General features: G+C 39.3%; 14 protein-coding genes. 7 read left to right on the top strand and 7 right to left on the bottom strand.

Annotation, left to right across the window (positions count from 1 at the left end):
* Window positions 1-78 precede the first annotated feature (78 nt).
* From nirJ1 to ahbB, 4 genes are read left to right on the top strand one after another with little or no spacing between them, the layout of a single operon-like run.
* Window positions 79-1,287 (top strand): putative heme d1 biosynthesis radical SAM protein NirJ1, encoded by a 1,209-nt coding sequence (gene nirJ1 / locus AMET_RS00340; protein WP_011971204.1) that lies wholly within the window; start codon window positions 79-81, stop codon window positions 1,285-1,287.
* Window positions 1,284-2,291 carry a putative heme d1 biosynthesis radical SAM protein NirJ2 gene (gene nirJ2, locus AMET_RS00335; RefSeq protein ID WP_011971203.1) on the top strand — a complete coding sequence of 336 codons (1,008 nt, stop codon included), beginning with the start codon at window positions 1,284-1,286 and terminating at the stop codon, window positions 2,289-2,291. Before nirJ1 ends, nirJ2 begins: the two co-directional genes overlap by 4 nt.
* Window positions 2,284-2,742, top strand: coding sequence for a siroheme decarboxylase subunit alpha (gene ahbA, locus AMET_RS26105; RefSeq protein ID WP_011971202.1), 459 nt, complete (start codon window positions 2,284-2,286; stop codon window positions 2,740-2,742). Before nirJ2 ends, ahbA begins: the two co-directional genes overlap by 8 nt.
* The gene (gene ahbB / locus AMET_RS26100) at window positions 2,739-3,215 is read left to right on the top strand and encodes a siroheme decarboxylase subunit beta (protein ID WP_011971201.1); all 477 of its coding nucleotides are present in this window, start codon (window positions 2,739-2,741) and stop codon (window positions 3,213-3,215) included. The genes ahbA and ahbB overlap by 4 nt, the downstream gene beginning before the upstream one ends.
* 44 nt (window positions 3,216-3,259) lie before the next feature.
* On the opposite strand, the gene AMET_RS00320 is transcribed toward ahbB, so the two are convergent.
* Both AMET_RS00320 and AMET_RS00315 read right to left on the bottom strand, forming a co-directional pair.
* A complete protein-coding gene (locus tag AMET_RS00320) occupies window positions 3,260-3,892 on the bottom strand; it encodes a TVP38/TMEM64 family protein (RefSeq protein WP_011971200.1) in 633 nt (210 codons plus the stop codon).
* Window positions 3,893-4,044: 152 nt separating this feature from the next.
* The gene (locus AMET_RS00315; RefSeq protein ID WP_011971199.1) at window positions 4,045-5,061 is read right to left on the bottom strand and encodes a ThiF family adenylyltransferase; all 1,017 of its coding nucleotides are present in this window, start codon (window positions 5,059-5,061) and stop codon (window positions 4,045-4,047) included.
* Between the two features lie 325 nt (window positions 5,062-5,386).
* Between AMET_RS00315 and mltG the strand changes: the two genes are divergently transcribed.
* A complete protein-coding gene (mltG, locus tag AMET_RS00310; RefSeq protein ID WP_011971198.1) occupies window positions 5,387-6,403 on the top strand; it encodes an endolytic transglycosylase MltG in 1,017 nt (338 codons plus the stop codon).
* Between the two features lie 124 nt (window positions 6,404-6,527).
* Here the strand turns inward: mltG and AMET_RS00305 are convergent, their stop codons facing one another.
* The 5 genes from AMET_RS00305 to AMET_RS00285 all read right to left on the bottom strand — a co-directional run bounded on the left by AMET_RS00305 (window position 6,528) and on the right by AMET_RS00285 (window position 11,634).
* Window positions 6,528-6,743 (bottom strand): heavy-metal-associated domain-containing protein, encoded by a 216-nt coding sequence (locus tag AMET_RS00305; RefSeq protein WP_011971197.1) that lies wholly within the window; start codon window positions 6,741-6,743, stop codon window positions 6,528-6,530.
* A gap of 90 nt (window positions 6,744-6,833) precedes the next feature.
* Window positions 6,834-7,172 (bottom strand): metal-sensitive transcriptional regulator, encoded by a 339-nt coding sequence (locus tag AMET_RS00300; RefSeq protein ID WP_011971196.1) that lies wholly within the window; start codon window positions 7,170-7,172, stop codon window positions 6,834-6,836.
* 97 nt (window positions 7,173-7,269) lie between these two features.
* Entirely contained in the window at window positions 7,270-8,748 is a 1,479-nt protein-coding gene (locus AMET_RS00295; protein ID WP_011971195.1) for a methyl-accepting chemotaxis protein, read from the bottom strand.
* A 221-nt stretch (window positions 8,749-8,969) separates the two neighbouring features.
* A complete protein-coding gene (locus tag AMET_RS00290) occupies window positions 8,970-10,139 on the bottom strand; it encodes a M20 family metallopeptidase (protein WP_011971194.1) in 1,170 nt (389 codons plus the stop codon).
* A 103-nt stretch (window positions 10,140-10,242) separates the two neighbouring features.
* Window positions 10,243-11,634, bottom strand: coding sequence for an N-acyl-D-amino-acid deacylase family protein (locus AMET_RS00285; RefSeq protein ID WP_011971193.1), 1,392 nt, complete (start codon window positions 11,632-11,634; stop codon window positions 10,243-10,245).
* 360 nt (window positions 11,635-11,994) lie between these two features.
* Between AMET_RS00285 and AMET_RS00280 the strand changes: the two genes are divergently transcribed.
* Together AMET_RS00280 and AMET_RS00275 are read left to right on the top strand one after the other, a co-directional pair.
* On the top strand, window positions 11,995-13,419 hold the full coding sequence (locus AMET_RS00280; protein ID WP_011971192.1) for a YfcC family protein: 1,425 nt from the start codon (window positions 11,995-11,997) through the stop codon (window positions 13,417-13,419).
* A gap of 92 nt (window positions 13,420-13,511) precedes the next feature.
* Complete coding sequence (locus AMET_RS00275; protein ID WP_011971191.1) at window positions 13,512-14,720, top strand: M20 family metallopeptidase; 1,209 nt, start codon at window positions 13,512-13,514, stop codon at window positions 14,718-14,720.
* Window positions 14,721-14,765: the final 45 nt, after the last annotated feature.

Genomic DNA, 14,765 nt, shown 5'->3' with positions numbered 1-14,765 from the left:
GCGATTCTGAGAGCTCTTTGGTTCCCAGTAAATCTTAAGCAAGTTTACTACAATTGAAGCGAGAGGAGAAATGAATCAATGATTAGTGTGACCAAGTTTTTATTAGGCACAAGCCACTTCGGTGATTCTTTGCGCTATCGTCATTGTACAGAAAAAAATCCCCACGGCACTTCTCCTGGTCATGGACCTGTTGTTGCCTGGAATATAACACAAACCTGTAATCTTAATTGCATTCATTGCTATATGAATTCAGCAAACAAAAAATATGAAGGAGAGTTAACCCATGAAGAGGCTCTTGGTTTCATAGATGACCTAGGTGGCTTCAAGGTGCCAGTACTACTCTTTTCTGGAGGAGAGCCCCTGATACGGGAGGATTTTTTTGCCCTGGCCCAGCATGCCAGTAAGCTGAACATTAGACCTACGGTTTCCACTAATGGTACGCTCATTTCTAGAAAGGTGGCTGAGACATTAAAGTCTATTGGCGTTGGGTACGTAGGCATTAGTTTAGACGGTTTAAAGGATGTCAATGACCGCTTTAGAGCCCAGGCCGGTGCCTTTGATGCTGCCCTTACAGGTATTGAAAACTGTGTGGCCGTGGGTCAAAAAGTGGGCCTGCGCTTTACAATCAATCGCCATAATGTCAAGCAACTCAATGACATATTTGATCTAGTGGAGAAGATGAATATCGATCGTATTTGTTTTTATCACCTTGTCTATACTGGTCGTGGATCCACAATGGTGGCGGAGGATATTTCCCATGAAGAATCTCGTCAGGCAATGGACCTGATTATTGAACGAACCTTGGACTTTCACCGTAGAGGACTCCATAAAGAAATCCTAACCGTAGATAATCATGCGGATGGTATTTATATTTATCAAAAACTAAAGGAAATGGATCCCTCACGGGCTGATGAAGTTTACCGTTTGATGAAAATAAATGGTGGCAATCGATCTGGTATTGCCTTTGCTAATGTTGACAGTACTGGAAATGTTCACCCCGATCAATTTACTCAAAATCATCTAATCGGTAACATTCGAGAACGCCCCTTCAGTGAGATTTGGACTGATGAGTCTCATCCTATATTGAGAGGTCTGAAAAATCGTAAGTCGTTGCTAAAGGGCCGCTGTGGTGAATGTCAATGGGTGGATCTTTGTAATGGTAACTTTAGGGCAAGGGCCGAAGCAGTAACTGGAGATTTTTGGGGCTCTGATCCAGCTTGCTATTTAACCGATGAAGAGATTGGTTTATCCAGTCATTGTCTAAATGGAGGGGGGGCTAAATTGTGATTATCTCTTGGAATACAACAAACCACTGTAATATGTATTGTGATCATTGTTATCGAGACTCCGGCGTGAAGGGTTCAAGTGAGCTAAATACAGAAGAAGGCAAGGCTTTGATAGATGAAATTGTTCTGGCTGGTTTTAAGATTATGATTTTCAGCGGCGGAGAACCTTTGATGAGAGAAGACCTCTTTGAATTAATAGCCTATGCAAAGGATCGTGGCCTGCGCCCTGTTTTGGGTACAAATGGCACTTTTATTACCCCTGCAGTGGCTGAAAAGCTGAAAAGAGTTGGAACCATGGGGGTTGGCATTAGTCTTGACAGCCTGGATTCACATAAACATGATGGCCTCCGTCATTATGACGGGGCTTGGGATGGGGCTATACAGGGAATGAGAAACTGTCAATCCGCAGGCCTACCCTTTCAGATTCATACTACGGTCATGGATTGGAATAACCCGGAGCTTGAGGCCATAACAGATTTGGCCGTTGAGCTGGGGGCTGTGGCCCATCATTTTTTCTTTTTAGTTCCCACAGGAAGGGCTCATAATATTGAAGAGGAATCTTTACGGGCAGAGCAATATGAAAGAACCTTAGAACGAATTATGAAAAAACAACAGCTGGTTCGGATTGAGTTGAAGCCTACCTGTGCCCCACAGTTCATGAGAATTGCAAAGCAAATGGGGATGAACCTGCGCTTTGGTCGGGGTTGCCTAGCCGGTACCTCCTATTGCATTATTAATCCTAATGGCAAGGTACAGCCCTGTGCTTATTTGGATATGGAAATTGGTAATGTACGAGAAACCCCCTTCAGTGAAATTTGGAAAAATAGTGAGGTCTTTAGTAACTTACGGACATTATCCTATGGTGGTGGCTGTGGTAGCTGTGAATATCACATTTCCTGTGGTGGCTGTCGGGCTCGAGCTGCCTATTATCATGAAGGCGATTATATGGCCGAGGAGCCTTGGTGTCTTCATCATGGACGAAAAGGGGGGGTGGCCCATGGATAAAATCGATGGACAATTACTGACCCTAATCCAAAGAGATTTTCCCGTCACTTCTCGTCCCTATGCTTTTTTAGGGGATCAGTTAGGTCTTTCAGAGGCAGATGTTATCACTCGCATTTCAAATTTAAAGAATCAGGGCTTTATTCGAAGGGTAGGTGGTGTGTTTGACTCTAGAAAGCTGGGTTATACCAGTACACTCTGTGCCCTAAAGGTGCCTGAAAACCGTATCCACCAGGTAAAACAAATCATTAACGAAATCCCTGGTGTTACCCACAATTATTTGCGTAACCATGAGTACAATATGTGGTTTACATTAATTGCTCCCTCAAATGAAGTGATTGTCGATACCTTAACTTCACTTAAGTTAAAAACCAACCTTGACCAATTGATGAATCTTCCTGCCACTCAATTTTTTAAGATTAATGTTCATTTTAAACTACAGGAGGGATCATGATGTCTATTAGTGAACTCGATAAGTGTATCATTAGAGCACTGCAGGAGGACCTTCCCCTTTCTCCAGAACCCTTTAAGAAACTGGCTGAGGATTTAGGCATTGAAGAAGAAATGTTACTAAAAAAGGTCCAATTCTTTCTGGACTCAGGTATGATGCGCAGGTTTGGAGCCACACTACGTCATCAAAAGGTAGGGTTTAAGGCCAACGCAATGGTGGTTTGGAAAATTCCCCCTAGCCGTTCGAAGGAAGTTGGACATCATATGGCTCAATTTGCTGAAGTCAGTCATTGCTATGAACGGCCCACTTATCCCGATTGGCCCTATAATCTCTTTACCATGATCCACGCTACCTCTAAGGAGGAATGTCATACCATCGCAAAAAAAATAGCCCTAACAGTAGGCTTTTTCGACTATGATCTTCTCTTTAGTAGTCATGAGCTTAAAAAGGTAAGCATGAGATACTTCTGTGAATAGCAGTATCTCATGACTTTTCATATAATCGGAACGCTTTATACTTTTTATACATCAACAAAATACGAAGTTGTGGCCAGTAAAACTAAAATACCCAAGGCCACCATGGTTTGTACTGAATACAAATTATCAATTTGGTCCCCCAAAAAAGTATAAATGATGGCTTTAGGTGCAATTCCTAAAAGTGTTCCCAGAAAAAATTTACGATAGTTCATATTTACTAGCCCTGCCCCAAAGCTAATGGGATCAATGGGGAATCCAGGTGTTACCCGCATAATAAACAGTGCCTTCACTGCCTTTCTTCCTTCAACTCCATATAGTTTGCTTACGTACTTTTCTCCTACAAGTTTTCTAAAGGGGCCTTCGAACTTACGGGCGACGAAATAGGCTAGGCTACATGCACAGATTAATCCAATTAAGTTATAAATACTACCCTGTACAGCTCCAAAAATAATACCTCCAGTAATAAAAAGAGCTGCTGTAGGGATAAATAAAAAGGGCCTAATTGTGTTAATTAAAATATAGACTAACACTCCCCAAACCCCTGCGTCCTGTACAAATTTTTGTATCCTATCCACATCAAGGGATACGCCAAATAAGCCTTGGTTATTCAATGTGTATACGATCCCTAGTATGATGACAATCGCTACTATTTTAATGAATGACTTTTTCTTATTCACTTCTCAGAATCCTTTCTTTACTCTATCCTCTAAATTCGTTTCTTCAATAATCAAAGAGAGTTAATCCCTCTCTTAATTAATTCTTATTCTATATAAATATACAGATTAACACAAGCCCATTATAGGTAGAATCCTTGACTTCCTATTCCATATTAATACCCTATATATTTAGCATAGATACTTTTAGCTTCATTCACATTACTCACCTGTTTGATGATGGCCCTCCCATCCGGAAAAACCGTTATTTCATGAGCATCGGTTTTTATATTTAATAGGAATGGCGTCCGTTTGACTTGAATATTTGCCTCCTGTAACCTTATGGCTAATTGGTCTAGGTTTACTTTTTTATTGGTAAAAGGCATGACTTGAACGCTGTTGTTTCCACAAATATGCACTGCTTCCGGGAACTTGTTTTCTAAAAATATAAAGGATCTTTTTTGGCAGCAGGGGCAGTCTATATTTGTTTGTATCTCTATTGATTCAACAGTATTATCCCACAAGTCAAGATATAGCATTTCCTTTTTCATTTTCTCTACTTGATTTGTGACATATTTGATTGCTTCATTGGCTTGTAATGATCCGATGATTCCAGTAATGGTGTTAATCACCCCTGCAGTATCGCAAGTGGGCAGAGATCCTGTAGGTGGTGGCTCTGCCATCATACATCTTAAACAAGCTGTTTCTCCGGGAATAAAGCTCTGTAATACCCCTGAACTTCCAATCACCCCACCATAAATCCAAGGAATGTTCTCTTTAAATGCCACATCATTAATTAAATATCTTGTTTTAAAATTATCTGTGCAATCTATGATTAGATCAACATTAGAAATCATTTGAGAAATGGTAATACTATTCACATCCGCTACCAGTGTTTCGATTCTAATGGTTGAATTCATTTTTCCAAGCTTTTTCTTAGCCGCTTCAGCTTTAGGCATGCCTTCTGCAGCATCCTCTTCATCAAATAAAATTTGTCTGTGTAGGTTGCCTGTTTCAACAAAATCCCGATCAACGATCTTCACATGCCCTACTCCGGTCCTGACTAGACTATTGGCAACAACGGTTCCTAATGCACCACATCCTATAATCAACACACTTGCCTTTTGTAGAAGCTGTTGTCCTTCTGATCCAATACCACTAAAGTTTATTTGTTTTTCATATCTTGTTTCCATATTTTCAACTCCCTTTCATGCTGGTTTTATGGCCAAAATGCCCTCTAGTCTCATTTATCTGGTTTCTATATTTATTTCAAAATTCCTCTTATTTTCTGGCTTGTTAAGGATAATAGCACTTTATTTCATAATGTATCCTCGTCAACAGTTTGCTTATCTCCGAAGGAAGGTAAACGCCCTCTCTGTATTCAGTGTTATTATATTTTAAACGCCACTATTATTATATTCCTAATAGAAAATTATAGTAATGCAAACATTGCAATAAAATGATACACTATTATATATATTGTAGAAAAATGTAGCTTGAATTATTGGGGGTTTTAAATTGAAAAAATGGATATGTACCTTATGTATCGTCCTTTTGCTAGGACTGGTCTCTTTGTTTTTCCTGCCGTCTTACTTATCTATGGCTGCTAATACACAGGATGTTGAAATCACAATTCCACAGGGAGCTTCCCTGTATCAGGTATCGGAACGCCTCTATGATGAGGGCGTGATTCGAAGTAGGCTTTGGTTTCGTTATCAAGGTAAAATATCTCAAGCAGATCGTAATATTAGACCTGGAGCCTATACATTCTCACCAGATACTGATCTAGAGGAGATCTTTACCCTATTACAAAAAGGGGTACCTGAACAACCTGTTATTATGACAATACCAGAAGGATTTACCCTATACGAGATTGCCCAGCGGGTTGAATCTCTTGGATTTGGTTTAGCTGAAGAATTTATCAAGGCTACACAGGATTACTTTAAATCCCGTGACTACTCTTTTGATACCAGTGAGCTCTACTTTGAAATGGAAGGATACCTCTATCCCGATACCTATCATCTTAAGAAAAACCAGGATATGAAGGCCATTGTTCACTCTCTCGTATCACCTATAGACGCGTTCTTTTCTGAGGAGTATATTAAACGGGCAGAGGAGCTGGGCCTGAGCCTTCATGAGGTGCTGACAATTGCGTCCATCATTGAACGTGAAGCTTATCATGATGAAGAGCGGGCCACGGTTAGTGGTGTGATTTTCAATCGCCTGGGGATCAGAATGTCCCTACAGATTGATGCCACTGTCATTTATGGCTTGGGGGAAGGCAAGGAACATCGAAATCGTGTTCTTTATGCTGACCTTGAGACCCCCAATCCATTTAACACCTATATGAATACAGGGATACCACCTGGTCCCATTGCTGCACCAAGCAAGGCCTCTATCCATGCCACCCTTTACCCCGAGGACCATTCTTATCTTTATTATGTTTTAGGTGAGGGCGGCCATGTGTTTAGTGAAACCTACCAAGAGCATCTTAAGCATGTAGATGCTTATCGTCGCAGAATTAACCAAAATTAAATTCTTTATTTATGAGGGAGTTAGTTATATTTCAGTAGCATTCTTACGGCAATACTTTAATGTTGAAGTAGAAAATACAAAAACAAGAGATGTGATTTAAGCATCCCTTGTTTTTTTGTCTTCATTATATACTTTCTATTTTAACGACTTTATACCCTGCTTCTTCAATAGCTGACTTCAAGCTCTCTTCTGTTACTATTTCTTGTAAGTCCACAACCGCATTCTTTTCTTCTAGGTCTACCTTTACTTCATTCACACCGGTCACTTCCTCTAATCCTCTTTTTACATGCCCTACACAATGACCACAGGTCATTCCTTCTATGAAAATCTTTTTCTGCATACTTTTTTCCTCCTTATATTGAATTGTGTTGATGTAAAATATAACCTTCCCTGCTTAGTGTTCGATAACTTTTATTTATGGGATACTTTGTTACTTAGTTAATTTTTTAATGGTTTTAAGTATTTCTTCTACGACGCCTTCATCTCCACTTTTTATTTGCTCCACTACACAGTGCTTAAAATGACTCTCTAATAATAAAATTTCAATTGAGCTTAGGGCTGAGCGAGATGCTTCTATTTGATTGATAACATCATCGCAGTAGGTTCCCTTTTCTATCATGCTCTTAATTCCTCTGATTTGTCCCTCTATTCGATTCAACCGACTAATGATGGATTTTTGAGTTGCCTGGGATTGTTTACTTGGTTTTTTGGGTTCTTGGTTATCAATACTTAGGTCTTCTAATATCTTATCACTATTTATATTCTCCACTATCTCACCCCTTCCTAGCTTCTACCTATAACATACCATACCCTCTAGGGGTATGTAAAGCCCCTAAATGAGGGACAGTTGATCTGTCCCTCTCATTTTATCCAATTGATACATCTCCCATTACAATCCCGACTATTTTTCCTTGTTCATCACGGAATGGTAAGGCTAATGTGACACAGTAGGTGTTAGAAAATAAGGAGATATAGGGTTCTGATATAAATGTTGACCCTTGTATGGCCTGCTGAAAATAAGGGCGATGGGAAGCATTTCCAGAAAGTTTTTCATTTGAACCTCTTAATACAACTGCTTTGCTCTCGCCGCTGTCATCGAGTATACTAAGTAATTCAAAATATACATTTTTATTAAGAACTTCACCAAATAACCCTCTTAGCTTTTCTTGACTTAGTTCCTCTAGGTCATTATTATTGGTTATTTCTTCTAAAATTTTAATTCCTCGATCAAGTAATTTCTTTATCTCTTCATCCATTGTAAACTTCTGTACAAATCCATCAACAATTTCATGTACTTCCTTTGCCATGACACCCAATTTTTTAATGGATTCAAAAATAACTTGAACTGAGGCTGTTTGCTCTTCTGTTGATGCAGCTGCCTCCTGGGAAAAAGCCGCAGCCTTTTCAGTAGCAAGGGCAATTTCTTCAATGGCTCTATTTAATTCGTGGACCAATTTTGATTCATCCTGGGCTAAAAAAACAATATTATCGATTCCTTGAGAGGTACTTTCAGTCACTTCTATAATACTGTGTAATTGTACCTTACTTTCATCGGCTATCCTGATATCATTTTTCACTTTAACTGTTTCTAGCTCAATCTCTTCAGTCATGTCCTTTATCTTTTTCACAATACTTGTGGTAATTCCCTCAATTTCTTTAGCTGAATTGGTGGATTGTTCAGCCAGGTTCCTCACCTCATTGGCCACAACAGCAAATCCCCTTCCTGAATCACCAGCCCTTGCTGCTTCAATAGATGCGTTTAATGCCAGTAGGTTTGTGTGATTACTGATATCGGTCACTACTGATGTGATGCTTTGCACCTTTTCCGCCTCTGTTTTTAATACTTGAATCTTTTGAGATAAATCAATACTCCAGTTGGCATTTCTATGTAGCATTTCCACAACCTTCTCAAAACCCCCTACGCCATTTTGAACCGTTTTAATCATTTCCTCTGATACATTTTGTGTTTTAGCAGCTTCGTCTAATATATTTAATATATCCTTTTCAATTCTATCTGTATAACCCTTGACATTGGCCACCGCTTCACTTTGTATGGAAGCCTCGGAAGCAATATCTGTAATGGCTGTAGCTACATCTTGGGAAGCATCGTAGATATACCTTGCATTCCCCTCTAAATCCTTAGCAAAGTTCAAGGTTTTTTCATTGGATGAAGATACTTTCCCCACTAAGTTTCTCACTCGAAATAAAACCTGATTAATCGATTCTCCTAACTCTCTAATCGTCCCCTGGGACTTGACATCTATTTTAGAGGTTAAATCTCCTTTAGAAATATCTACTAGCTTTGATGTTACCTTTTTGATCTCTTTATTTTTTCCCATTAACATCGCCCTTCATCCCCCGATTGTTTGATTAATAATTGAATTTTCTATGTTTTCCATATTTTCTACTATTCAACAAAAATGGCTATTTCCCTTTTTTATGACAAAAAAAATCACACTTCTCCCTTATTCTCATGTGCCCTACAGAAAAAAAGCATTCACTGCTGGTTTCAAAAAAAAAGTAATCCGCTACCAATGGGTAGATGATTACTTTTTATCTATTGTCCTTACTTCTCTGCCTTTTGAAATTCTTCTTTAATTTTTTTCAATAATTTTTCATCCTCTAACACATCTGTCGCTGTTAATGCAAGGGCATTTATTGTCTTCACCATGGATTCATAGGCAAAGGGTGTTTGGGTGGCTGCTGCAAACGCCTTGGTATGTGCTGGAATATTTTCTTCACATATTCGAAAATAAGGATGAATCGTAGGCCCTACATGGCTTATATTTCCTAAATCTAGCGAACCATAACCTTTTTTAGCTCCTTCTATTTTTTCTACCCCAACTTCCATTAACCGTCTGGAATAGGCCTCTGATAATGTTTCATTTGTCACTAAGTTATCATAGGATGCCTCGTAATTATAAAATTCTACCTTTGCGCCTGCTGCCATGGCCCCTGCTCTGGCACAATTTTTTACCTTCTCCACCAATTCCTGGAGATAGGTTTTTGTCGTCGCCCTAACATAAAATTGTGCAATGGCTAAGTCAGGAACAATGTTGGCTGCCTTGCCTCCCTCAGATATAATCCCATGAATCCTTGCACTGGGAAGAATATGCTGTCTTAGGGCATTAATACTCACAAAGGTATTGATGGCAGCATCTAAGGCATTAATCCCTTCTTCTGGAGAAGCTGCAGCATGGGCTGACTTGCCTGTAAAAGTAAACTGTATTGCCTCTAGGGCTAAGGACTTCCCGCTTTTCATGTGTTGACTAGCTGGGTGTGCCTGCATTGCAACGTCCACATCTTCAAAGGCACCTTCATTTGTCATCTGTACTTTAGCGCCACTTGTTTCCTCCGCAGGAGTTCCAAATACCATTACCTTTCCTCTTAATCCCATTTCCTTCATTAACTTACTCACTGTAATTCCAGCACCTGTGGTGGTGGCTCCTAATAAATTATGACCGCATCCATGACCCATTCCTGGTAAGGCATCATACTCCGATAAAAAAGCCACGACTGGTCCTGGTATCCCACTATCATATACAGCTTTAAATGCTGTTTTGATATCTAAAAAACCCTCTTCTACTACAAAACCATGCCTTTTTAACAGTTTCACGTGGGCTTCGCAGGCTTTAAATTCTTCATAGCCTAATTCAGGGTTGTTGAATATATATTCACTTAACTGTATCAACTCTTCCTTTATGCCATGGGTCAACTTTTCTGCTATCTGTCGCATCACTTCATCTCCCTTTTACTCTTTTTATGATTTTCTTTTCACTGTATCAGCCTCTATCTCTACTCCTTAGCATCGATGGGGCTTTTATCTTGACTGTTTCAGCTTACAAAAGCGAGTTCACTTGGACAGTCTTCTCTAGTGGATTAGATATATATTTACCTAGATCCCCCTTGATAATGATATTATTCTCTACTGCCACTTCTCCCTTTAGAATCACATAATCAATTCCTATGGGAAGGGCTTGGGGATCTTCAAATGTAGCACCGTCTAAAATCTCATTTTGGTCAAAGATCACAATATCAGCGTCCTTGCCTTCTTTTATTTCACCCTTACTCTCTAGGCCTAAACGTTTGGCCGGCATTAATGTCATTTTTTTCAATGCCTCCAAAAGAGAAAGTTCTTGTTTTTCTCTTACATACTTACCCAAAACCCTTGGGAAACTTCCTGCTCCCCGTGGATGTCCTTGCCCCTTTCGGTATAGACCATCACTTGCCACCATAACAAAGGGTGCTTTAATGGCTTGTATAACCTCCTCTTCATTCATCACAAAGGCCACTACCAGCATATCCGGATGTTCTTTTCTTGCTTTATGAAATAGCGCTTCATCACATCGCATTCCTTTATAGGGGGCCTCAGTTAAAAGAATCGCATCATAGGATTTATTCCACAGCCCAAAGCATCCCTCATCAAAGACAGCAGAGCCTATGTAAGTGCTGAAGGCATCATAGGGATAGCAATCTACTGTAATGTCTAAGCCTAGGTTGATCCCCTTCTGTATGGTATCTAACCCTTCGGTCATCATGCCATAGGCACAAGAGCTCCCTATATGGGAAATCTGCATAGGATGTCCTGTTTGCTTTGAAATCTCCATCATTTCTTTTATGGATGGAATACTATGCTTTGCGTCCTTTCTATAGTGAGCTGCAAGCAACATCTTTCTATCTTCAATCACGCTACAGAGGTCCAATACCTCCTCTAAATCTATGCCCGGTGCATATTCTAATCCAAAGGAGACTCCTAATGCCCCTTGATCAACAGCATTTATTAATAACTTCTGCATTTCTTCTACTTCATTCTTTGAAGCTTTTTGATAACGATCAGTGCTTCCCACCGCATTCCGTAGGAAGTTATGACCAATAAAGGAAAGATAGTTCACCGGCATCCCTTTGTGGTGAATAAAATGGATGAATTCTTCTAAGCTTTGTCTATTGTTCCCACAGTTTCCTGCCACACAAGTGGTTACACCCATTAACAACATTCTATTGGATATATCAATGGGGTTGGCTCCTCCCTCCTTTAGATTTTCTTCATGCATATGAATATCAATAAATCCAGGTGCGATTATTTTTCCACTTGCGTCTATTTCACGTTTGGCATCCTCTGGACAATTGCCTATGGCATCAATTTTGCCTTTTTTTATCCCTATATCACAAACCTTCTTCTGTCCCGTATCAAAGTCAATTATTATGCCATTTATAATTTTTAAATCATACATAGCAACACGCTCCTCATGAATTTATCTTTTACATATCATACCATTAAAGATCATTTATTTCAATTTATTACCTTTGGACAAAAATCGATGAACATCCTGCATCTTGCTGGTTCCACCTCAATCGCACTCTGTAAAATATCTTGTTAAGATTTATACCCCACTTATTCATTGAAAATTCAGAAAAAATATGCAGGAATTTTTTTGAATATGTGGAATATAGTTTTATACATGCCTTTACATTTTTAGCATTTATCCTACATAGTAGAAATATATTTTCAAGGAGGTGGATACATAGATAAATATTTTGTCTATATTTATGGCGATACAGTCTATTTTCATATTAAGAAGGAGGTTGTTTAATTGAGTAATGATACAAATCCAGTTAAAACGAAACGATTTAAGGTGCCTCATACCTACGTCATTATCTGCATGATTATTTTATTAGCTTTTATTGGAACTTATATCATGCCTGCAGGAGAATACCAAAGAGTGGAGGACCCCAACGGCAGAACTGTTGTTGATGCAGATTCCTTTACCAGTGTTCCACAGAATCCAGTAAAATTCTTTTCTTTTACAGAGGACCACTTGTTCAGCTCGGTTCATAGGGGCATGCAAGATGCATCTAATATTATTTTCTTTATTCTTATTGTAGGTGGCGCCTTTGCCATGATTCAGGGGACAGGAGCCATCAATGCCGGTATCGGTAAGCTGGCCTTAGGATTAAAGGATAAAGGATCTATGATTATACCTGTAATGCTGTTTATTTTTGGTGTTGGTGGTTCTACTATCGGAATGGCCGAGGAGACAATTGTATTTATTCCAATTGGCATCGCCCTGGCCAGGGCCCTTGGATATGATGCCATCGTTGGTGTGGCCATGATTACATTAGGGGCTTCCGCAGGGTTTTCAGGGGGTATCGCTAACCCCTTTACAGTTGGTGTGGCCCAAGGTATTGCAGAGTTACCTATTTACTCGGGAGCGATGTATCGAGTTGTCATCTTTGCTGTTTTCCAGATTGCTGCCTTTTTATATGTGATGAGATATGCTAAAAAGGTTAAAGCAGATCCACAGATCAGTGCAGTTCGTGAGTTAGAGATAGCTGAAAAGGATCAGATAATTGATCTATCTGAGCTTCCTAAATTTACAACTAAACATATCTATGTTTTTATCACAGTGATTATTGGTTTTGTAGCCATGATCTACGGTGTAATGGAGCATGATTGGTATATTCGTGAACTTTCCTCTCTTTTCTTAATGATGGGTATATTTGCTAGTTTAATTGGAGGATCAAGCCCAAGTAAAGCTTCTAGTGACTTTGTACTGGGTGCTAAGGATTTGATTTTTGGAGCTCTTGTTGTGGGTATTGCTAGAGCCATTTTAATGGTAATGTCAGATGGACAAATTATTGACTCTCTTGTTTATTCAATGGCCGCAGGAATCTCAACCTTTGGAACTACTATAGGTGCATTGTTTATGTATCTGGTACAGATCGTATTAAATCTATTTATCCCTTCTGGAAGTGGTCAGGCTGCAACAACCATGCCTATCATGGTTCCATTATCTGATTTAATAGGTGTCAGTAGACAAACTGCTGTTTTAGCCTATCAATTAGGTGATGGGATTACAAACTTAATTATACCTACCTCAGGAACAATCATGGGTGTTATTGCCATTTCTAAAATACCTTATGAAAAATGGGTGAAATGGGTAGCTCCTTATGTTGGTATCTTACTATTAATAGGTGCTGTATTTGTTGCTATGTCAAACATAATCGGACTCACCTAAGGAATAGTGAATCGAATATTTCTAATTTAAACTAAATCCTCAGTCATCTGGGGATTTAGTTTTATCTAAAAAAGTATAGGAGTGGATAATCTATGAAAAATTTAGTTGATTGGAAGGGGTTCATTCATCAATATTACGACGAAGAAGAACTCGTTAAGCTTACACAGGATTTAATCAAAATACCTAGTCATGTTAACTATCCTGGTCGAGAAAAGGAGGTTGGCATTTTTTTATCTGATTATTGTCAAAGGCAGGGCTTTGATGTAGAGGTAAAAACCATTGTAGATGAGCGGGTCAATGTCATTGTTACTTTAAAGGGAACTGGTGAAGGTAAGACATTACTGTTAAATGGTCATTTAGATACTGTACCTCCTGGAGAAATGGATTTTGATCCCTATGGTGCTGAAATTGTCGATGGGCATATCTTAGGTCGGGGTACAGTAGATATGAAGGGTCCTATTGCTTCTATGATTATCATGATGCTCGCTTTAAAACGTTCAGATCTTAAATTAACAGGTGACATTATATTCACTGGGGTGATTGGTGAAGAGGAGCAGAGTGAAGGGACAGAGGATCTTGTTAAAAATGGTATTAAGGCAGATGGTGCAATTGTAGGAGAGCCCTCTAGCTCTCAATACTCCGCTGGCCATCGTGGTCTAGAGTGGCTGGAAATTAAAATAAAAGGTAGGTCAGCCCATGGTGGTGTTCCCCATCTTGGTATCAATGCCATAGAAAAGGCTGGAAAACTAATTAGTGCTATCCAGGATACAATTTATCCTAAGCTAGAGAAAAGAAGCCATCCTTTGATGGGCCCCTCTGTTATGAATTTCGGTTATATTAAAGGTGGCATACAGCCTAGCACCGTAGCTGGTGATTGTATCATACAGATTGATAGACGTTATATTCCCGGAGAAACAGTTGCAACGGTTATTGCTGAATACCAAGAGGTTATTGATCATCTCAAGGCTCATGATTCAGATTTTGATGCTGAAATTATAAGAATGCCTAACAATATGCTCACCCTAGATCATCTACCTTTAGAAACAAGTTTAGATGACCCTATCACTGTGGCTCTAAAAAACGCTTTATCTGCTGTGCTAGAAAGAGAGCCTGTGCTATCGACAAAACGAGGCTGGACAGATGCTTCTTTGTTATATAATTTTGCTAATATCCCAACCATTGTTTATGGGCCAGGAGATATTAGCTATTCCCATACTAAAAATGAGCAGATTGCCATTAAAGAATTAATTGAGGCTGTGGAGGTCTATTTCTTAACCGCTTTACAGTTTTGTGGAAATTAAGTAGGCACAAAAAATAAATAATCCTCTACGTTTCCGTAGAGGATT

Source organism: Alkaliphilus metalliredigens QYMF, from assembly GCF_000016985.1.
In the GTDB taxonomy this organism is placed as follows: domain Bacteria; phylum Bacillota; class Clostridia; order Peptostreptococcales; family Natronincolaceae; genus Alkaliphilus_A; species Alkaliphilus_A metalliredigens.
This window is presented reverse-complemented; position numbering and strand designations above follow the sequence as displayed.

Excerpts from the sequence above, each read along its gene's own strand:
- AMET_RS00285 (WP_011971193.1), bottom strand. The coding sequence starts at position 11,634 with ATGTATGATTTAAAAATTATAAATGGCATAATAATTGACTTTGATACG.
- nirJ1 (WP_011971204.1), top strand. The coding sequence starts at position 79 with ATGATTAGTGTGACCAAGTTTTTATTAGGCACAAGCCACTTCGGTGAT.
- AMET_RS00275 (WP_011971191.1), top strand. The coding sequence starts at position 13,512 with ATGAAAAATTTAGTTGATTGGAAGGGGTTCATTCATCAATATTACGAC.
- ahbA (WP_011971202.1), top strand. The coding sequence starts at position 2,284 with ATGGATAAAATCGATGGACAATTACTGACCCTAATCCAAAGAGATTTT.
- ahbB (WP_011971201.1), top strand. The coding sequence starts at position 2,739 with ATGATGTCTATTAGTGAACTCGATAAGTGTATCATTAGAGCACTGCAG.
- AMET_RS00290 (WP_011971194.1), bottom strand. The coding sequence starts at position 10,139 with ATGCGACAGATAGCAGAAAAGTTGACCCATGGCATAAAGGAAGAGTTG.
- AMET_RS00295 (WP_011971195.1), bottom strand. The coding sequence starts at position 8,748 with ATGTTAATGGGAAAAAATAAAGAGATCAAAAAGGTAACATCAAAGCTA.
- AMET_RS00305 (WP_011971197.1), bottom strand. The coding sequence starts at position 6,743 with ATGCAGAAAAAGATTTTCATAGAAGGAATGACCTGTGGTCATTGTGTA.
- AMET_RS00315 (WP_011971199.1), bottom strand. The coding sequence starts at position 5,061 with ATGGAAACAAGATATGAAAAACAAATAAACTTTAGTGGTATTGGATCA.